The 19,748-nt window shown below is 42.3% G+C and carries 13 protein-coding genes, 2 tRNA genes and 2 rRNA genes (1 of these 17 running past the window's edge); 10 read left to right on the forward strand and 7 right to left on the reverse strand.

The genetic code is table 11. The features are described 5' to 3' along the window. From CTY47_RS02785 to CTY47_RS02800, 4 genes are all read right to left on the reverse strand, one after another. A 23S ribosomal RNA gene (locus CTY47_RS02785) occupies window positions 1-1,186 on the reverse strand (it extends 1,693 nt beyond the left edge of the window). Between the two features lie 174 nt (window positions 1,187-1,360). Continuing rightward, window positions 1,361-1,437: transfer RNA gene (locus CTY47_RS02790), tRNA-Ala, on the reverse strand. A gap of 24 nt (window positions 1,438-1,461) precedes the next feature. Next, window positions 1,462-1,535: transfer RNA gene (locus CTY47_RS02795), tRNA-Ile, on the reverse strand. A gap of 190 nt (window positions 1,536-1,725) precedes the next feature. After that, window positions 1,726-3,253 (reverse strand): 16S ribosomal RNA (locus tag CTY47_RS02800). Together the 16S and 23S rRNA genes with 2 tRNA genes alongside form the textbook arrangement of a ribosomal RNA operon. A gap of 636 nt (window positions 3,254-3,889) precedes the next feature. Here CTY47_RS02800 and CTY47_RS02805 point away from each other — a divergent pair. The 5 genes from CTY47_RS02805 to CTY47_RS02825 all read left to right on the forward strand — a co-directional run bounded on the left by CTY47_RS02805 (window position 3,890) and on the right by CTY47_RS02825 (window position 8,752). Continuing rightward, window positions 3,890-4,417, forward strand: a complete 528-nt coding sequence (locus tag CTY47_RS02805) for a lipocalin family protein (RefSeq protein WP_099463315.1) — start codon at window positions 3,890-3,892, stop codon at window positions 4,415-4,417. Between the two features lie 58 nt (window positions 4,418-4,475). Further along, the gene (mscL, locus tag CTY47_RS02810) at window positions 4,476-4,898 is read left to right on the forward strand and encodes a large-conductance mechanosensitive channel protein MscL (protein WP_099463316.1); all 423 of its coding nucleotides are present in this window, start codon (window positions 4,476-4,478) and stop codon (window positions 4,896-4,898) included. A 134-nt stretch (window positions 4,899-5,032) separates the two neighbouring features. Then, on the forward strand, window positions 5,033-5,869 hold the full coding sequence (locus CTY47_RS02815; RefSeq protein ID WP_099463317.1) for a head GIN domain-containing protein: 837 nt from the start codon (window positions 5,033-5,035) through the stop codon (window positions 5,867-5,869). A gap of 207 nt (window positions 5,870-6,076) precedes the next feature. Then, window positions 6,077-6,910 (forward strand): OmpA/MotB family protein, encoded by an 834-nt coding sequence (locus CTY47_RS02820; RefSeq protein WP_099463318.1) that lies wholly within the window; start codon window positions 6,077-6,079, stop codon window positions 6,908-6,910. Window positions 6,911-6,913: 3 nt separating this feature from the next. Next, window positions 6,914-8,752, forward strand: a complete 1,839-nt coding sequence (locus CTY47_RS02825; RefSeq protein ID WP_099463319.1) for a carbamoyltransferase family protein — start codon at window positions 6,914-6,916, stop codon at window positions 8,750-8,752. A 59-nt stretch (window positions 8,753-8,811) separates the two neighbouring features. Here CTY47_RS02825 and lepA read toward each other — a convergent pair whose 3' ends face one another. Continuing rightward, window positions 8,812-10,599: a translation elongation factor 4 gene (lepA, locus tag CTY47_RS02830; RefSeq protein ID WP_099463320.1), complete on the reverse strand. Its 1,788-nt coding sequence runs from the start codon at window positions 10,597-10,599 to the stop codon at window positions 8,812-8,814. Window positions 10,600-11,138: 539 nt separating this feature from the next. Between lepA and CTY47_RS02835 the strand changes: the two genes are divergently transcribed. The 4 genes from CTY47_RS02835 (at window position 11,139) to CTY47_RS02850 (ending at window position 16,438) form a co-directional block, all read left to right on the forward strand. Further along, a complete protein-coding gene (locus tag CTY47_RS02835) occupies window positions 11,139-13,313 on the forward strand; it encodes a tetratricopeptide repeat protein (RefSeq protein WP_099463321.1) in 2,175 nt (724 codons plus the stop codon). Between the two features lie 164 nt (window positions 13,314-13,477). Further along, window positions 13,478-14,599 carry a DUF362 domain-containing protein gene (locus CTY47_RS02840; RefSeq protein ID WP_099463322.1) on the forward strand — a complete coding sequence of 374 codons (1,122 nt, stop codon included), beginning with the start codon at window positions 13,478-13,480 and terminating at the stop codon, window positions 14,597-14,599. Window positions 14,600-14,601: 2 nt separating this feature from the next. After that, the gene (gene mnmE, locus CTY47_RS02845) at window positions 14,602-15,993 is read left to right on the forward strand and encodes a tRNA uridine-5-carboxymethylaminomethyl(34) synthesis GTPase MnmE (protein WP_199163386.1); all 1,392 of its coding nucleotides are present in this window, start codon (window positions 14,602-14,604) and stop codon (window positions 15,991-15,993) included. Window position 15,994: 1 nt separating this feature from the next. Further along, complete coding sequence (locus CTY47_RS02850) at window positions 15,995-16,438, forward strand: GNAT family N-acetyltransferase (protein ID WP_099463324.1); 444 nt, start codon at window positions 15,995-15,997, stop codon at window positions 16,436-16,438. 346 nt (window positions 16,439-16,784) lie between these two features. Here CTY47_RS02850 and CTY47_RS02860 read toward each other — a convergent pair whose 3' ends face one another. Together CTY47_RS02860 and CTY47_RS02865 are read right to left on the reverse strand one after the other, a co-directional pair. After that, complete coding sequence (locus CTY47_RS02860; protein ID WP_143813322.1) at window positions 16,785-18,530, reverse strand: hypothetical protein; 1,746 nt, start codon at window positions 18,528-18,530, stop codon at window positions 16,785-16,787. Window positions 18,531-18,600: 70 nt separating this feature from the next. Then, on the reverse strand, window positions 18,601-18,786 hold the full coding sequence (locus tag CTY47_RS02865) for a hypothetical protein (RefSeq protein WP_143813323.1): 186 nt from the start codon (window positions 18,784-18,786) through the stop codon (window positions 18,601-18,603). 132 nt (window positions 18,787-18,918) lie between these two features. On the opposite strand from CTY47_RS02865, the gene CTY47_RS02870 reads away from it, so the two are divergent. Then, on the forward strand, window positions 18,919-19,737 hold the full coding sequence (locus CTY47_RS02870) for an SDR family NAD(P)-dependent oxidoreductase (protein WP_099463328.1): 819 nt from the start codon (window positions 18,919-18,921) through the stop codon (window positions 19,735-19,737). The last annotated feature ends 11 nt before the right edge of the window (window positions 19,738-19,748 follow it).

The following is a 19,748-nucleotide window of genomic DNA, read 5'->3' on the forward strand; positions in this document are numbered from 1 at the left end:
GTAAACAATTTATGCCCGATTATTATCCACGCCAAACTCCTCGACTAGTGAGCTGTTACGCACTCTTTAAATGAATGGCTGCTTCCAAGCCAACATCCTAGCTGTCTTTGCAATCTGACTTCGTTAGTTCAACTTAATTGTTATTTGGGGACCTTAGCCGGTGGTCTGGATTCTTCTCCTCTCGGACACGGACCTTAGCACCCGCGCCCTCACTCCTTAATAATATATACTACGCATTCGGAGTTTGTCTGGACTTGATAGGCGGTGAAGCCCTCGCATCCAATCAGTCGCTCTACCTCATAATATACTAATTAAAGGCTGCACCTAAATGCATTTCGGGGAGTACGAGCTATCTCCAAGTTTGATTAGCCTTTCACCCCTACCCACAGTTCATTCGAACACTTTTCAACGTATACCGATTCGGTCCTCCAGTTAGTGTTACCTAACCTTCAACCTGACCATGGGTAGATCACTTGGTTTCGCGTCTACTCCCAGTGACTAAACCGCCCTGTTAAGACTCGCTTTCGCTTCGGCTCCGTGGCTGAACCACTTAACCTTGCCACTGAAAGTAACTCGTAGGTTCATTATGCAAAAGGCACGCCGTCACCACTGAATGTGGCTCCGACCGCTTGTAGGCAGACGGGTTCAGGGACTATTTCACTCCTCTGTTCGAGGTTCTTTTCACCTTTCCCTCACGGTACTGGTTCACTATCGGTCTCTCGGGAGTATTTAGCCTTACGGGATGGGCCCCGCTGATTCACACAGGATTTCTCGTGCCCCGCGCTACTCAGGATACCACTAAGCTTCGTTATCGAGTCATATACCGGGCTATCACCGTCTATGGCTGTTCTTTCCAAAACATTCTATTTCGATAAGTTCTTGCTATGCCGTGGTCCTACAACCCCAATACTGCCTAAACAGCATTGGTTTGGGCTGTTCCGCGTTCGCTCGCCACTACTTGCGGAATCACTTTTGTTTTCTTCTCCTATGGGTACTTAGATGTTTCAGTTCCCCACGTTTGCTCCATGGTTACATGGTGGCAGGCCTTCAACCTGCCGGGTTGCCCCATTCGGAAATCTTGGAATCAATGGTTATTTGCACCTACCCCAAGCTTATCGCAGCTTATCACGTCCTTCATCGCCTCCGAGAGCCTAGGCATCCACCGTCTGCCCTTGCTTACTTTCTTTTACCTTTGACACTGTACTATAATTAGTACCGCGTCGGGCTGATATATCTTCAGCTTTGCTCTACTTTACTTTATTCTTTTGTCCATCATGTCAAAGATCTTTTTTCAGTTGACAGGTGACAAGGGACAGTTGACAGTTTAATCAACTATACTCTTGCGGTGTGTCGAACTTTTTGGTGGAGAATAACGGATTCGAACCGTTGACCCTCTGCGTGCAAGGCAGATGCTCTAGCCAGCTGAGCTAATCCCCCCTTTTTTTCTTGAGATTTTTTTTGTAGTCCCAGGCAGAGTTGAACTGCCGACCTCTACATTATCAGTGTAGCGCTCTAACCAACTGAGCTATAGGACTGTCAACTTTGCCTCGATTACTCTCAGCATCATTTTTCTCTCTTTCTCTACCTAAAGGACAAACATGGACACTATATCCATACTTATACCCTCTTGTGAGTAAGATCATATATTTTAATACATAGCAACCGTAGTACAAGTAAAGAACTTAATACCTGAGTCTTTACTTCTTCAGAGATCCGTCGCTCCAGAAAGGAGGTGTTCCAGCCGCACCTTCCGGTACGGCTACCTTGTTACGACTTAGCCCCAGTCACCAGTTTTACCCTAGGCCGATCCTCAACGGTTACGGACTTCAGGTACCCCCGGCTCCCATGGCTTGACGGGCGGTGTGTACAAGGCCCGGGAACGTATTCACCGCGCCATGGCTGATGCGCGATTACTAGCGAATCCAGCTTCACGGAGTCGAGTTGCAGACTCCGATCCGAACTGAGACATGGTTTGGAGATTTGCATCACATCGCTGTGTAGCAGCTCTTTGTCCATGCCATTGTAACACGTGTGTCGCCCCGGATGTAAGGGCCGTGCTGATTTGACGTCATCCCCACCTTCCTCACAGCTTACGCTGGCAGTCTCACTAGAGTCCTCAGCTTGACCTGTTAGTAACTAGTGATAAGGGTTGCGCTCGTTATGGCACTTAAGCCGACACCTCACGGCACGAGCTGACGACAACCATGCAGCACCTCGTAAAAAGCTATTACTAGAAAACCAGTTTCCTGGTCGGTCTTCTTACGTTCAAACCCGGGTAAGGTTCCTCGCGTATCATCGAATTAAACCACATGTTCCTCCGCTTGTGCGGGCCCCCGTCAATTCCTTTGAGTTTCACCGTTGCCGGCGTACTCCCCAGGTGGATTACTTAACGCTTTCGCTGTAGAGCTTACAATATATCGCAAACTCCTAGTAATCATCGTTTACTGCGTGGACTACCAGGGTATCTAATCCTGTTTGATACCCACGCTTTCGTGCTTCAGTGTCAGTTATGGTTTAGTAAGCTGCCTTCGCAATTGGAGTTCTGCGTGATATCTATGCATTTCACCGCTACACCACGCATTCCGCCTACCTCAAACATACTCAAGACGCCCAGTTTCAACGGCAATTTTATGGTTGAGCCACAAACTTTCACCGCTGACTTAAACATCCACCTACGCACCCTTTAAACCCAATAAATCCGGATAACGCTCGCATCCTCCGTATTACCGCGGCTGCTGGCACGGAGTTAGCCGATGCTTATTCAGAGGGTACATACAAAACAGGACACGTCCCGCACTTTATTCCCCTCTAAAAGAAGTTTACAATCCATAGAACCTTCATCCTTCACGCGACTTGGCTGGTTCAGGCTCTCGCCCATTGACCAATATTCCTCACTGCTGCCTCCCGTAGGAGTTTGGTCCGTGTCTCAGTACCAATGTGGGGGACCTTCCTCTCAGAACCCCTATCCATCGCCGACTTGGTGAGCCGTTACCTCACCAACTATCTAATGGAACGCATGCCTATCTATCAGCAATAAATCTTTAACAAATATTCCCATGCGGGACCCCTGTTTTATGCGGTATTAGTCCGACTTTCGCCGGGTTATCCCACTCTGATAGGTAAGTTGCATACGCGTTACTCACCCGTGCGCCGGTCGTCAGCGGGATATTGCTATCCCCTGCTACCCCTCGACTTGCATGTGTTAAGCCTGTCGCTAGCGTTCATCCTGAGCCAGGATCAAACTCTTCGTTGTTAATTTGTTTTTTATACCTTTGCTCAGAATCTCTAAATCTATTAAGTAATTGACGGTATTATTATTCTTTAAACAAACATCAATGTCTGTATAATACTTGTACTACTTGTTGTATGTAAATCTTTCAAAGAACTCGTTATACACCCGCTTTTTAGCGAACGTGGATGCAAAGATAAAACTTTTTATTTATTAGCTCCAAATGTTTTCGGAACTTTTTTGATAAAAATATTGTTCTATATCTATTCTCCATTCATTCTCTCTCGAATGCGGATGCAAAAGTAATGCTCTTAAACATATATTCCAAACTTTATCTCAACTATTTTCCTAAACAAAACAAAGCGAACAACCTAATTTGCATAACAACCGCAAGTTACATCATGAAAAAAAATTACAGGATTCGTTATCACTAAATCTTAACGATTTATTTATATATATAATGTACGGGATTACCTAATAAGCTTAATACATTCAAAAATCAGAAAATAAATCATCCCGATGATTTAAAAAAAAGATCGGGATGATTTTATTATTTCATCGGGATGATTTTATTATTTCATCGGGATGATTGGAATAAAGGCTCCTAAAAAACCTTTTCTCTACCGCTTATGTTTTATAATAAGAAGAAATAATTAAAATATGAATTTAAAACTTACAATCCTTACATATATATTACTAATGAATACTTCATGCATACAACGTGATATCGACAAAACAACTGTAAAAACAATTGACATAGACAAATATATGGGCAAATGGTTTGAAATAGCACGGATAGACCATCGTTTTGAACATAACCTGGTTGGCGTTACAGCCCAATACACAAAACTACCCAATGGCAAAATACAAGTGATAAACAGCGGATACTGGAATGATTTCTCCGGAGACTTCAAAACAGCCAAAGGTGTAGCCAAAATAACAAAAGCCTCCGAACCCGGAAAATTAAAAGTTTCGTTTTTTCTTTGGTTTTATGCGGAATACAATATAATGGAATTAGACAGCAAAAACTATTCATATGCTTTAATTGGCAGCAATACATCAGAATATCTATGGATATTAAGCCGTACACCTCAGTTGCCCGAAGAAACTATCCGTCTTCTATTAAACAAAGCAGAACAAAGAGGATATGACATCTCCATAGTAAAGAGAATCAAACAAAAGGAATAAACGTTATGATAATGCAAAATTAAAAATTACATTTGTAACTATAACTAAAATACACAATATGGGAAATATATTACAAGAATTTAAGCAGTTTGCCATGCGCGGAAACGTGGTGGATATGGCAGTAGGTATCATTATAGGTGGTGCTTTCGGCAAAATTGTATCATCTGTTGTAGCCGATCTTATTATGCCTCCAATCGGATTACTGATTGGTGGTGTAAATTTCACAGATCTGAAAATTACGCTTAAACATGCAGTTATGGAAGGCGATAAAATCATCACCCCCGCTGTAAGTATAAATTACGGTAACTTTATACAGGTTACTCTTGATTTTATTATCATTGCCTTTGCCATATTCTTATTAATTAAAGGTATGAATTCTTTAAGTAAAAAGAAAGAAGAAACCCCGCCCGCCCCACCGGCTCCTCCTGCCGACATACAATTGCTTACTGAAATTCGGGACTTACTGAAAAAGCAGGGGTAAAGGAACAAAACGTTACGTTATAATTCCATATGCCTTGAGTAGAGGAATCTAACGTAACGTTTTTTGTGCCAAAATGTGCAACCATTTTCCTGTTACATGCGTCTAAATATAAAAACGATTAAATTCTACTGACTATGGTAACAAGAATCATGACATTATTTACGTTGATAACCCTTTGTGCAATGCCTTGCATGGCAAAAACAATAAAAGGGAACGGTAAGATCACAACCAAACAAATTTCAATTGGAGAATACTCTTCAGTCTTATTAAGTTCCAACACATTAGGATCCAACAACAGTTGGTTCAACTGGTTTTCCAGTGGACAACAAACTTCATACATATTTAATTATAAGCAGGGAGAAACAGCTTCACTTCAGATTATTATAGATGAGAATCTCTATCCATACCTGAATATTAAGACAAACAACGAAGAGCTAACTATTACCACAAAAGGAGGAGAGGAATTAATCCCGACCACCTTCAAACTAAATGGAACATCCAAAAATTTAAAGAAAATCCACACATCTGGTAACATAGATTTCACATTACAAAGCCCTTTATCCGGTGACGATCTGGAAATATTGACAACCAAGGGTAGTGATATTACTATGAAATATCCGGTACAAATGAATCATTGTACAGTGACAGCACGGGCAGGAGGAGATATTGTGCTTAGCAACCTTACTTGCGAATCGATCCAATGCAAAGCTACCAGCGGTAGCGACCTCACTCTTAAAGGGAAAGCGAACAGTGCTTTATATGAAGCGTCCAGTGGATCTGATATCAAAGGGAGCGATTTCATTATAGCCAGGTTAGAGTGTTCTGCCAGTAGTGGATCCGACATATATACGCATGTCACAGACTATTTAAAAGCTTCTGCCAGCGGAGGTAGTGATATACACTATAAAGGAAATCCCAAACTTAACTCCTCTGCTTCCGGAGGCAGCGATATTACAAAAGAGGGCAATTAATTGAAGTGCAATATTTGAACATATGCAAAGATTTCTTTTCCGAATAAGCAGACACAATCCATCTCTCATAAAAACAGCACAGCATTCTATAATTCATTTATATTCATACGGCCTATTCTTTAATTATGTTTACGGAAAACAAATAAACTAAACAATACGCATGTAAAATGTAATAAATATTACATTCGCTAAATTTTATTTGTCATTATGAAGAAAGCAGTAATCGTAGCAGCCTCAACACTGTTGGTTTGCACTTCCTGCGTTACAAAAGGGAAGTATTTATTAGCCGAAAACGGTCGTCTGGAAGCTATCGGGCGTGCCGAAGCTTTAAAGGAACAACTTGGTAAATGCGGTGACGACAATACCCAGTTATCTGCCCGTCTGAATGAATTGTTGCGCGACACAGCACAAATGGGACGTAACATCCGTAACTATCAGACAATGCTCAATGCCAATATGGGCGAACAGGATAAATTAAATTCGCTTCTTAGTGAAAAGATGAGTGAATTAGATAAGCGCGAACGTACCATCAACGAACTGCAGGATTTGATCCATGCCCAGAACGAGAAAGTACAAAACCTGTTGAATAGTGTAAAAGATGCTCTTCTGGGGTTCAGCAGCGACGAACTTACGGTTACCGGAAAAGATGGCAAAGTATATGTTGCCATGTCCGATAAACTTCTCTTCGAATCGGGTAGTGCCAAAGTAGACAAACGCGGTAAAGAAGCACTGGCTAAATTGGCAGAAGTGCTGAATAAACAGACAGACATAGATGTATATATAGAAGGCCATACGGATAGTAAGCCAATCAACACTGCCCAATTCAAAGACAACTGGGACTTGAGTGTGATCCGTGCAACTTCCGTTGTCCGCATACTTACCAAAGATTATGGTGTGAACCCGTTGCAAATACAACCCTGCGGCCGGGGAGAATTTATGCCTGTAGCCGACAATGAAACAGCTGACGGCCGCAGTAAGAACCGCCGTACGGAAATCATCATGGCTCCGAAGTTGAACAAACTGCTGGAGATACTGAAATAACGGATGAAAGCTATACTTGGAATATCTGCATACTACCACGATAGTGCCGCTGCTTTACTAATAGACGGTGAGGTAATAGCCGCAGCGCAGGAAGAACGCTTTACACGTACCAAACATGATTCTTCCTTTCCTCATCATGCCATAAAATATGTATTGGAAGAGGCTGGAATAAACGGTACTGATATTTCATATGTAGCATTCTATGAAAAACCATTCATCAAGTTTGAACGGTTACTGGAAACATACCACGCCTTCGCTCCGAAAGGTTTCCGTAATTTCGCCAAAGCTATGCCTGTATGGGTAAAGGAAAAGCTTTACATGAAACGTATCCTGTGTGAAGAGCTTCTGAAACAAGAAATAGACACACAAATACTATTTCCGGAACATCACTTATCGCATGCGGCAAGTGCTTTCTATCCGTCTCCTTTTGACAAAGCGGCTATCCTGACAGTAGACGGTGTTGGCGAATGGGCGACCACAACAATCAGTATTGGCGAAGGCAAAGAGATCAGGTTACTTCGCGAACTTCAGTTTCCGCATTCTCTCGGACTGCTTTATTCAGCATTCACCTATTACTGTGGATTCAAAGTGAACAGCGGAGAATATAAACTGATGGGATTGGCACCTTATGGCACCCTTTCATCCCAAACACAGGAATACATCCGGATTATAAAAGAAAGTCTGATAGATATCCGCCAAGATGGTTCCTTCCTGCTTAACATGGATTACTTCGACTATGCCACAGGATTAAAGATGACTCAAAACAGTAAATGGGAAAAGCTTTTCGGATTTCCACCCCGGAAGCCGGAGGAGGAATTATCTCAGAAATACATGGATTTGGCTTATGCCATCCAGTCGGTCACTGAGGAAGTATTGCTGCGGCTTATTGAAACCACAAAACAATTGACACAATGTGCCAACCTTGTGCTGGCCGGAGGCGTTGCTCTGAATTGCGTAGCCAACGGAAAGATAGAACGCAGCAATCTGTTCAACAAAATATGGATTCAACCGGCAGCTGGAGATGCCGGAGGCGCTCTAGGTGCCGCTTACGCAACCTGGCACACTTACCTAAAAGAAGAACGAACCGTACACACACCCGACAGTATGTCCGGTTCTTATCTGGGGCCATGCTTTACCGACGCGTCTGTCCAGGCATTTATGCGAAAGAAAAACGCGCAAGGCATAAGGCTGGACGACGATACATTATATAATAAGGTAGCCTCGCTGCTTAACGACGGAATGATTGTAGGCTGGTTCCAGGGAAGAATGGAATTCGGACCAAGAGCATTGGGAAACCGTTCCATCCTGGCCGATCCCAGAAACACCAGCATGCAAAAAATGCTGAATCTCGAGATAAAGTTCAGGGAAAGTTTCCGTCCCTTCGCCCCCAGTGTCTTAGAAGAAGATGTCTCCAAATACTTTGACATGAGCGAAACCTCGCCTTATATGCTTAAAGTAGCAAATCTATCCGTAAGCCACAGATTACCACTACCCGATGATTATGAGGCTTTGCCTTATTTAGAAAAGCTCTACGTAAACCGCTCGTCGCTGCAAGCTATAACACATGTAGACTTCAGTGCCCGTGTCCAGACAGTATCAATACAAACCAATCCGCGTTATTATTCTTTGTTGAACGCTTTCAAGAAACTGACGGGTTGCAGCGTTCTTGTAAACACAAGCTTCAATGTCAGAGGCGAACCTATCGTTTGTACGCCCGATGACGCCTATCGCTGCTTTATGAGTACGGGAATGAATTACCTGGTCATTGGCAACTGGCTTTTCGCCAAACAGGATCAACCGGAAGAAAACATCAAGTCCGTTCCAATGGAATGGACGGATTAGAAGACAAAAAAGGATGCTTCAAACCGAAGCATCCTTTCTACACATCCAACTTTTTCGTTTTAATCTAATTTCAGTACAGCAAGGAATGCTTTTTGGGGCACTTCCACTGTTCCGATTTGTTTCATACGTTTCTTTCCCTCTTTCTGTTTTTCCAACAGTTTCCGTTTACGCGAAATATCACCACCGTAACATTTAGCCGTAACGTCTTTACGGACAGCCTTTATGGTTTCGCGGGCAATAATCTTAGCTCCAATAGCAGCTTGAATTGCAATATCGAACTGCTGGCGCGGAATAAGCTCTTTCAGCTTCTCACACATGCGACGTCCAAAGGCTACACTATTATCTACATGTGTAAGTGTAGACAAGGCATCTACCGGTTCGCCATTCAGCAGTATATCCAACTTTGCCAACTTACTGGGGCGAAAATCATGTATATGGTAATCGAATGAGGCATACCCTTTGGAAATACTTTTCAGCTTATCATAAAAATCAATCACAATTTCGCCCAAAGGCAGATCGTAGTGAATCTCGACACGATCACCAGAAATATACTCCTGTTTAAGCAATATACCACGTTTACCCAGGCAAAGTGTCATGATCGGGCCAATGTAGGTCGTATTAGTTATGACGGAAGCACGGATAAACGGTTCTTCTATATGGTCAATCAACGTAGGATCGGGCAAACCGCTCGGATTGTGCACTTCGATACATTCGTCTTTCTTTGTATAGACCTTATAAGATACGTTCGGAACTGTTGTGATAACATCCATATTAAACTCGCGATCCAGACGTTCCTGCACGATCTCCATGTGCAACAAACCCAGGAAACCGCAACGGAATCCAAAGCCTAATGCAGCAGAACTTTCCGGTTGGAAGGTAAGGGAAGCATCATTCAACTGTAGTTTTTCCAACGACGCACGCAAGTTTTCAAAGTCTTCCGTTTCGATAGGATAAACACCGGCAAACACCATCGGCTTTACCTCTTCGAAACCGGCAATTGCTTCTTTTGCGGGTCTGTCCACGTGCGTAATAGTATCACCTACACGAACTTCCCGGGAAGTCTTTATACCGGAAATTATATAACCTACGTCGCCAGTACGGATTTCACTACGGGGAGACATATCCAGCTTCAATACCCCAACTTCGTCGGCATCATATTCCTTGCCGGTAGCAATAAACTTGACATGATCACCTTTACGTATCACCCCGTTTACCACCTTGAAATAAGCAATAATACCGCGGAAAGAATTAAACACGGAGTCGAAAATAAGACACTGCAACGGAGCTTCGGGATCCCCTTTCGGAGCCGGAACTTTTTCTATAATCGTATCAAGTATCTCGAAAACTCCTTCTCCCGTTTTACCACTGGCACGCAGAATGTCTGTCCGGGGGCAACCCAATAGCTCTACAATCTGATCTTCCACTTCTTCCGGCATAGCACTCGGCAAGTCAATCTTATTCATCACCGGAATAATCTCTAGATCATTTTCTATAGCCATATACAGGTTGGAAATGGTCTGTGCCTGAATACCCTGTGCGGCATCAATAATCAACAAAGCACCTTCGCAAGCGGCTATGGAACGAGACACTTCATACGAAAAGTCTACGTGTCCCGGAGTATCGATAAGGTTCAGTATATATTCTTCCCCCTTATAATTATACTTCATCTGGATAGCATGGCTTTTAATCGTGATACCACGTTCACGCTCCAGATCCATATCATCAAGAACCTGTGCTTGCAAGTCTTTGCCCTCTACAGTTTTGGTGTACTCAAGCAAACGGTCAGCCAAGGTACTTTTACCATGGTCTATATGAGCAATAATACAGAAATTGCGGATATTCTTCATCTTTACACCGTAATTTATTTATTTCTAGAACAGAAACACCTCCGGTAAAGATCATCTTACTACAAGATATCATCTTACGGATGTATGTTTTGCGGTACAAATATACTGTTTTTTTTGGCTCTCTCATAAATATGAAAGAAACGTTCGGCAATACAGCAGTTCTGCAAACAGGATATGCAGCATAAAGGCACGTTCACGGCATAACCCCGTATATACTGTCTACACTCCCTCTTTGTCTTAGCCTCGTCCGGCGTCCCGCCCTCCCCCTGTCAGACCAATCTCCCTAAGTAGGGGGAAATAATCTCCCTAGGTAAGGAGAAAAGATCCCCCTAGGTAGAGGGAAAGTATCTCCCTAGGTAGGGAGATGGTTCAGCCAGGGGAATGTAATAGGTTTCTCTGCGCGTAGTCTGCGTAATATGCGCAGTATGCGTTCCTTAATTCCGACTTTTGACACACATTCTTCTATTAAATAGACAAGCAATTGTTTGTTGTTGAAAGAAAAATAATACTTTTGGCATACCATTTGTTGTTAATAGATTATGACAATACAAGAAATAAACAAAGCATACAACCGCATCATTGGTTCATTGGATAGCAGAGAGTTGAAGAATGCTTTCGATTTCCTGCAAGGATTTATAGCCGGCAGTCGTGAATATTCTTTTCAGGATAAATTAGACGAAGCACAGGAGACATACAGATACATGCTTCGCTACCGGGGTGAAGGCGCCAAAGATCCGATGCAGGAACAGATATATAACAATCTGGTAGCTTCGGCATACGAATTGGCAGACTTGGTGAAACATAAAGCATTGGCCATCGAATCGCCTCTGGTTTATTACAGCCATCGACGTAATCTGCAAACCCAGCAGCAGATGAGCTATACCAATCTGCACAGCATGCTATCTACTCCGGTTGGAATAGTAAAAGAGGAAGTACGGTTTGAAGCCGGGCTGATTGTTCTTTTCCACAAGATATGGGTTTCAAACCCTCTTACGGCAGAAGAAGTAGCAGGCATACAAGACATATTGACAGACACCGCTTTGCCTACCTGTGTGGGTGCACAGACGGTGTCTGCCTTAATGCTCGGGTTGCAAATGGCCTTTGATAAAGAAAAGCTCATGTTGCTTTTCGATGCTGCGTCGTTGGACAATGAAGAAATACGTGTCCGTGCCCTGATCGGCATTTTGCTCACTTTATGTAAATACAGGAAACGCACAGCGTTATATCCGCAGATAGCAAACAGGCTAGCTGCACTGGACGAAAAAACACCCAACCTCACCAAGGCAATCCGTACGATTATCCTACGGTTTATCCTGGCCAGAGAAACGGAAAAGATTACCCGTAAACTGCAAGACGAGATCATCCCTGAAATGATGAAACTAAGTCCTAAGATCAGCAAGAAGATCAATCTGAAAGATTTTAACCCCGAACAACTCGGAGACGAGATGAATCCGGAATGGCAAGAGATGAGTTCGCTAGGTAAGAAGATGGAAGAATTCAGCGAACTACAACAGGAAGGAGCCGATGTGATGCATTCTACGTTTGTTCATCTGAAGAACTTCCCGTTTTTCAGGGAACTAAGCAACTGGTTTATGCCGTTTACCACATCACACACAGCATTTGGAGACCGTTTTAACAAAGACAGTGCCGAAAAACAAATGCTCGACACGATGACTACTGCCGGATTTATGTGTAACTCGGACAAGTATTCGTTTTATTTCAGCATGATGCAACTGCCGGAAGCACACCGTAGCATGATGATGAATCAATTTGACAGCCAGGCCAACGAAATGATACAACAAAGCAAAGAAGAGCTGATCAGTAAAAGAGGCAAAGAGGAAATAATTACAGGACAGTACATTCAGGATTTGTACCGTTTCTTCAAACTATACCCCAGTCATCTCGATTTTGAAGACATATTTACCTCTCCGATCGATTTCCATAATCTTCCGATACTGCAACCCTACATCTCGGACGAAGAAAGCCTGACTACCATTGCGGAATATTACCTCCGCAAGAATTACTTCTCCGATGCCCTGATTATTTACAACCGTTTATCGGAGCATATTCAGGATAGCGACATCCTATTCCAGAAAATAGGCTATTGCAAACAAATGGGCGGAGATATAGAAGGGGCATTGGAAGCCTACCTTCGTGCCGACCTGCTCAATACGGAAAGCAAATGGGTGATCCGGAGAATTGCAGGCTGCTACCGCACATTGAAACAGCCGGAAGAAGCATTGAAGTATTATCGTCGCTACGAAACGCTTAGCCCGGATAACTTATCTGTCCAGATCAGCATAGGACATTGTTATCTGGAACTGAAGAATTACAACGAAGCATTAAAATACTATTTCAAGGTAGATTATCTGGACAACAAAAGCCATAAGGCATGGCGGCCGATAGCCTGGTGCTCGTTTCTGACAGGAAAATATGACCAGGCACGCAATTATTACAAGAAGATAACGGACAGCCAGCCCGATACGCAAGACTATCTGAATGCCGGTCATACCGAATGGGCTCTGCAAAATATCAAAGGGGCACTCTCTTACTATAAGCAAGCCATAGAAGCCGATGATTACGACTTCAATAAATTCCGGGAACAGTTCATCCAGGACATTCCGGATCTGCTTGTTGCCGGCATCGAAGAAAATGAAGTTCCTCTTATGCTAGACCAACTTCAATATACACTAGACGATACATCAAACAGATAAGCAGCAAACATGGAAGGCTGTCTCCGGTAAGTTCCTTTCGGGTCGCCATAAGGCCACTTATCATTCCAAAGTGTTTGGAGTTATAGCTCCGGATACTTTGGACAAAAAAGACTTGTTGAACAGCCCCTTCTTTTGTACTTTTGCAACATAAATCAATAAAGAAAATGGAAACCTCAAAAGTTTACTTCACCAACTTACGTACCACGCCGTCAAGCAACCTGCTCGACAAGATGGAGCGCCTTGTTAAACGTGCCGGCATTGAGAAAATCGATTTTAAAGACCAATTTGTAGCCATTAAAATCCACTTTGGAGAGCCTGGCAACCTGGCTTATATCCGCCCTAATTATGCAGCCCGTATGGCAAACTTGCTTCGCAGTTTGGGAGCCAGACCTTTTTTGACCGACTGCAATACGCTATATTCCGGACGCCGCTCCAACGCCGTTGATCACCTAAGGAGTGCCATGGAAAACGGGTTTAATCCCATCTCCGCCCAATGCGATGTAATCATTGCCGATGGTCTGAAAGGAACCGACTGCCGGGAAATCGAAATAAACGGCGAGTACTGCCCGGCACCTAAAATAGGTACAGCCATTGTTGATGCCGATATTGTTCTTTCCATGAATCACTTTAAAGGACACGAACAAAGCGGCTTTGGCGGTGCATTGAAAAATCTGGGAATGGGATGTGCCAGTGTAGCCGGGAAGCTTGAACTACACGGTAATTCGCAACCTGTAATAGACATCGAAAAATGTAAAGGATGCAACATCTGTGTAAAACATTGCGCACATGATGCCATACACCTGAATGATAACCGCAAAGCTGTTATCGATTATGACAAATGTGTAGGTTGCGGACAGTGCGTGGCACTTTGCCAATACGAAGGGGCTGTTCTGGCTTCGTGGGACACTTCCGAACGGCTGAATTACAAGATTGCCGAATACACAAAAGCCGTATTACTGGATAAACCTCACTTCCACGTAAGTTTCATCATGAATGTATCTCCCGAGTGCGACTGTTGGAACCACAATGATGCAGCCATAGTCCCCGATTTAGGAATTGCCGCTTCTTTCGATCCGGTAGCATTGGATAAAGCATGTGCCGATCTGGTTACTAACGCACCTGCACTGCAAACCGTAAACCGTCTCTCGGAAGCTCATCCCCATCAGCATCTGGAAGGCGAAGACAAGTTCCATTTGATCCATCCCGACACAAACTGGCAGGCAGGTTTGGAACATGCCGAAAAGCTAGGGCTAGGAACTCAACAATATGAACTTATAACCGTTTAATCATGAATCAGGATACAATCTGTGCCGTATCTACAGCACCCGGAACCGGAGGAATAGCAGTTATTCGCGTTTCCGGCCCCGAAGCCATATCAATCTGCAACTCTATCTTTGTTCCCAGAACCAAAGGAAACAGCGTAACGGCGCAAAAAGCCTATACGCTCAGCTACGGTAGCATTTATCGTAACGGAGAGATGATTGACGATGTTTTGCTGGCATTATTCCGTAATCCGCATTCATTTACGGGAGAAGATACGGTAGAGATCACCTGTCATGGTTCTGTTTATGTACAACAACAACTACTGCAACTGCTTATCGAAAAAGGCTGTCGTTCCGCTTTGCCCGGCGAATACACACAACGTGCCTTCCTTAACGGCAAAATGGATCTTAGCCAAGCCGAAGCAGTTGCCGACCTTATTGCCTCTACTTCCGCCGGACAACATAAACTGGCAGTAAGCCAGATGCGCGGAGGATTCAGCAATGAATTAAGCAAACTTCGCAATCAGTTGCTAGACTTCACATCCCTCATCGAATTAGAACTCGATTTCAGCGAAGAAGATGTAGAGTTTGCCGACCGTTCAAACCTAAAGCAACTGGCATCCGGCATTGAACAACTAATCCATAAGCTAGCCGATTCCTTTAGTGTGGGCAACGCTATAAAAAACGGTATTCCCGTAGCCATAATAGGTGAAACCAATGCAGGAAAATCTACTTTACTGAATCTTTTAGTGGGAGAAGAACGTGCCATTGTCTCCGATATACACGGCACAACCCGGGATGTGATAGAAGACACGATCAATATTTCAGGCATCAACTTCCGTTTCATTGATACCGCCGGCATCCGCGAGACCAACGATACGATAGAAAGCCTTGGAATAGAACGAACATTCAAGAAACTGGAACAGGCTTCTATTGTTCTTTGGGTAATTGACCTAACCAGTCCGCCAGAATTAATAGAATCGCTCGCACAAGTCATCATCCCCAAAACCGAAGGCAAGCACACACTATTAATATTTAACAAATCCGACCTGCTGTCACCCGAAGCTCTGGCTGCCAAGCAGCAACTCCTATCCAATGTTCCGGCAGAACGTCTTTACATCTCAGCCAAGCAACAAAACAATACCGAATTGCTGCAACAACAACTCCTAAAGGCCGCTTCTATCCCAGAGCTAAGCCAAAACGACGTCATCGTCACAAACGTCCGCCATTACGAAGCTCTGACAAAAGCTCATGAAGCCATTACCCGCGTCATAAACGGCCTCGACCAAAACATTTCCGGCGACTTCCTCAGCCAGGATATCCGTGAATGCATGCACTATCTGGGAGAAATAACAGGCCAAATCAGCAATGATGAAATATTAGGGAATATATTTGGGAAGTTTTGCATCGGGAAATAACATGAATATAATCCAACTAACAGAAAATAAAAAGCAATACATAGACCTGCTGTTGCTCGCTGACGAGCAGGAGTCTATGATCGACCGTTACTTAGAGCGTGGAGACATGTTTGTGCTCAATGATAATGGCGTAAAGGCCATTTGTGTTGTCACGGATGAAAACGACGGAGTTTGTGAACTCAAAAATATTGCAGTTACTCCTGAATTCCAACGACAAGGATATGGCATGAGAATGATAAATTACCTATTCACCCACTATTCAGGTAAATACAATCAGATGATAGTAGGAACAGGTGATGTACCAAGTACGGTTGGATTCTACAAAAGCTGTGGATTTGAATACTCCCACCGCATTGAAAACTTTTTCACGGACAATTACGGTCATCAGATAATTGAAGATGGCGTGCTGCTTAAAGATATGATATATCTAAGACGAGAAATATGATATGGATAAATGTCTTTCCCCCTGCAAACCATTTGTAACGTAGCCAACATATAGAACTGTACCTTTATTAAATCAATTTGTGAACAGTTTTAAAGGTTATTCTATGCTAGCTGTTACAGAAAACACACCGAAATCAGAATTAGAAGGTATACATTTTTTCATATTTATACTTGTATTATTCATAACCATTTCTACAACAGGTGGATGCATTAAATAACGATTTATGTTTTTATTAAACTCTTCATTAGTTATATATAACAGTTTTGCTCCCTCAACCTGATTTACATGTTTATCTCCTTCTTGAGAAGCACTTTTCCAAAGAATAGAACCTCCGGTAAAGTAGGATTCAAATGAGTGAGCATCTACAATAGGGATGCCCAAACGCAGATAACCTGAGAATAGAGGGTAATTGGTAATAACAACTCCCAATATGGGTTTTATCCTTATAATCTCCAATTAGATTGCAGAAATGTTCATGATTATTTTTAATATATTCCTTTTTCCTTTGGGCTTGGGAACATCCTTCTTTCAACCGTTTAAGTGCATTATGGTAATCTCTGACTTCCATCGGATATCGTATGCATTTCACTTCTGCTACAATCAAGGTCGAATCCATACTTATTAATAAGTCGATCTCTTCGGATCCCCCCTCGTCAATACGAAATTTCTTCTGTTTTATTACTGTATAAGGAAACGGCTGTTCCGATTTTCCGCTTATAAGCTTTTTTATAATATACTGCTCCAAATGTTTACCACGGTCTTTCAATGATATCCCTCCTTTTTCCAGCCAATAGTCAATCAGGTTATAAGTCATTGGAAAAGTCAACGGCAATAAAGTAAACAGATAATCGACTCCCTGACAAAGAAATGGAGTATTCCATAAATTAAGATATCCTGTTTCATATTCTAAAAGAGATAAAAAAGAACATATTTCTCTGGAACCAAAACCTGTACGTATCCTCAGATATTCTATTAAATCTCTTTTCGCAATTCTAAACGGATAAGAATAAAATCTTTCTTTTTCCATTATTGCAGTTTCCGGTATCTGAAGCTTAGAAGCAACAGTAAACAAATATGATATCAGGTTAAACATAAAAAACACTTTATCTATATCCAGGTTACCGTATGCCGAAAACGGGACTTTTTTAAGAAATTCGTAATACACGTTCAGGGATGCCTGCATGTTCATACCATGAGATATTTCCTCTTTATCCTGTCCGTCAGAAAGTTTATATCTTAAATAACCATTCTCTACATAACATTTCTTTATCCGTTTTTTTGCCTGATACGGATATTTGAAAGAAGAAGACATAAGAATCGAATACTGATCAAAAACCCTCTGATACATTATCCGAAGGCCTGCTGCTTTTAATTTAAGTTCATGATGAGAGAAAAAATCAATTTTCAGCACCTTTTCATTTAATACAAAAAAGCCTTCATTCCAAACTGCATTTTCATAATTATATTTCATCATATTTATAATATTGCAGCTTTGGCATAAGTCCATGATAGTATCGGCGCTATCTTGGTTCCCTTTAACTGGATCGATTATAAAATCATTTACATCTTTATATAGCAAATATTTCACAAGTGTATTCAAAGAGTCGACACCTGCTTCGACAAGTCCTGAGGCACTTATTTCCCCAATTGATTGATCCGGAGACTTTATTTTAAAATCGGCCTCATTTATAAACAAGAACTCCTTCCTACCTTTGCCTCCTTGCTTGTCAGGTTTGGCTCTACCCGAAAGCTCTTTCTGTACAAGTTGATAATCGCGGTTTAAAGCCGCAAACGAAAAATCAAGCAATTCTTGTTGTGAAAAATTACTTTTAGCTATAAGGCTATCTAAATGTGCATATCCCTTTTTACTGAAATTATTCATAAGGAAAGTTGTATCACATAAATGAAGTATCTGAATTATTTCAGACTTTTTTTCCTCATTCATATTAGTTTCTGAATTTACAAAACGTACAACCTCTTCACATATCTTCTTTATATTCTCTTCAGAAAAAGAAGGACTAAAAGGATTAAAGCCTTTTTGTTCCCTAATATTTTTCAAAGTATTATCAAATAGCAAATTAAGTTTTTCCATTTCCATACGATTATGTATATCCGATAAACAGCAAATAAACAACACCTTATTACTTCTTCTTAAAAAGCAGTTATCCTTCTTCTCCCCTATGCTTCTGTTTGCGGGAATAAAGTTTCTTGAACTGGTGCACACGGTCGGATGAATGAAAGCCCGGGCCAAGCAGTTCTTGTTCAGCCATGCGATTTCCTTTTTTGGCGGCTTTGATGTAATCTTCTATCGAGATACTTTTCCGAACCTTGTTCTTCTGTATTTTCATAAATTCAATATTTACCATATTCACATACGAAGTTATACATAATATTTATATTTATTATCTTTACACGTAATTATACGACTTATATAAACTTAATACAGATATAACTACATTTGCTACTTAAATAAACAGAATATGGCAGACAACTACCTCGAAAAAAAACTGGAAGCTTATCAGGCACGGAAAACATCCGGTACGAAAAGAGTAAACACTTTCCATAAAACCAGAAGAGTTTTTATTACCGGAGGAGCCGAAGGTATAGGTAAAGCCATAGTAAAAACGTTTCGCAGCGCAGGCCACCGAGTTGCTTTTTGCGACCAGAACGAGATAACAGGAAAAGAGACTGCTCTTCAAACAGGAACGGATTTTTATCACGTAGATATAAGCGACAAAGATGTTTTAGAAAAGTCTATGCAGCACCTGTTTGCTGACTGGGGAGATATCGATATTATTATTAACAACGCAGGTATCAGCCAGTTTTCTCCTATTACGGAAACCAGTGTAGAGGATTTTGACCGGATTCTATCAGTCAATCTCCGCCCGGCATTTATCACCTCCCGGCAGCTTGCCCTGCACAGGCAATCGCAAGAAATCCCGAACCGGTTTGGACGGATTATCAATATAAGCTCCACCCGTTACCTAATGAGTGAACCGGGCAGCGAAGGATATGCGGCCTCCAAAGGCGGTATCTATTCGCTTACTCACGCATTAGCTATGTCACTGGCAGATCTGCACATCACTGTCAATTCCATTGCCCCGGGTTGGATACAAACACGTGACTACGATCAGCTTCTACCTGCCGATCACGCCCAACATCCATCCAAACGGGTAGGAAAACCAGAAGATATTGCACGTATGTGCCTATTCCTAAGTCAGGAGGAAAACGATTTCATCAATGGAGAAAATATCACCATTGACGGAGGAATGACGAAAAAGATGATTTACACCGAATAGCATGGCACGCA

The organism is Parabacteroides provencensis, assembly GCF_900232875.1.
Taxonomy (GTDB): Bacteria; Bacteroidota; Bacteroidia; order Bacteroidales; family Tannerellaceae; genus Parabacteroides; species Parabacteroides chinchillae.

Coding starts and splice junctions, on each gene's coding strand:
- CTY47_RS02825 (WP_099463319.1), top strand. CDS start 6,914: ATGAAAGCTATACTTGGAATATCTGCATACTACCACGATAGTGCCGCT.
- CTY47_RS02850 (WP_099463324.1), top strand. CDS start 15,995: ATGAATATAATCCAACTAACAGAAAATAAAAAGCAATACATAGACCTG.
- CTY47_RS02865 (WP_143813323.1), bottom strand. CDS start 18,786: ATGAAAATACAGAAGAACAAGGTTCGGAAAAGTATCTCGATAGAAGAT.
- CTY47_RS02835 (WP_099463321.1), top strand. CDS start 11,139: ATGACAATACAAGAAATAAACAAAGCATACAACCGCATCATTGGTTCA.
- CTY47_RS02840 (WP_099463322.1), top strand. CDS start 13,478: ATGGAAACCTCAAAAGTTTACTTCACCAACTTACGTACCACGCCGTCA.
- CTY47_RS02870 (WP_099463328.1), top strand. CDS start 18,919: ATGGCAGACAACTACCTCGAAAAAAAACTGGAAGCTTATCAGGCACGG.
- CTY47_RS02805 (WP_099463315.1), top strand. CDS start 3,890: ATGAATTTAAAACTTACAATCCTTACATATATATTACTAATGAATACT.
- CTY47_RS02820 (WP_099463318.1), top strand. CDS start 6,077: ATGAAGAAAGCAGTAATCGTAGCAGCCTCAACACTGTTGGTTTGCACT.
- lepA (WP_099463320.1), bottom strand. CDS start 10,599: ATGAAGAATATCCGCAATTTCTGTATTATTGCTCATATAGACCATGGT.
- CTY47_RS02860 (WP_143813322.1), bottom strand. CDS start 18,530: ATGGAAAAACTTAATTTGCTATTTGATAATACTTTGAAAAATATTAGG.
- mscL (WP_099463316.1), top strand. CDS start 4,476: ATGGGAAATATATTACAAGAATTTAAGCAGTTTGCCATGCGCGGAAAC.
- mnmE (WP_199163386.1), top strand. CDS start 14,602: ATGAATCAGGATACAATCTGTGCCGTATCTACAGCACCCGGAACCGGA.
- CTY47_RS02815 (WP_099463317.1), top strand. CDS start 5,033: ATGGTAACAAGAATCATGACATTATTTACGTTGATAACCCTTTGTGCA.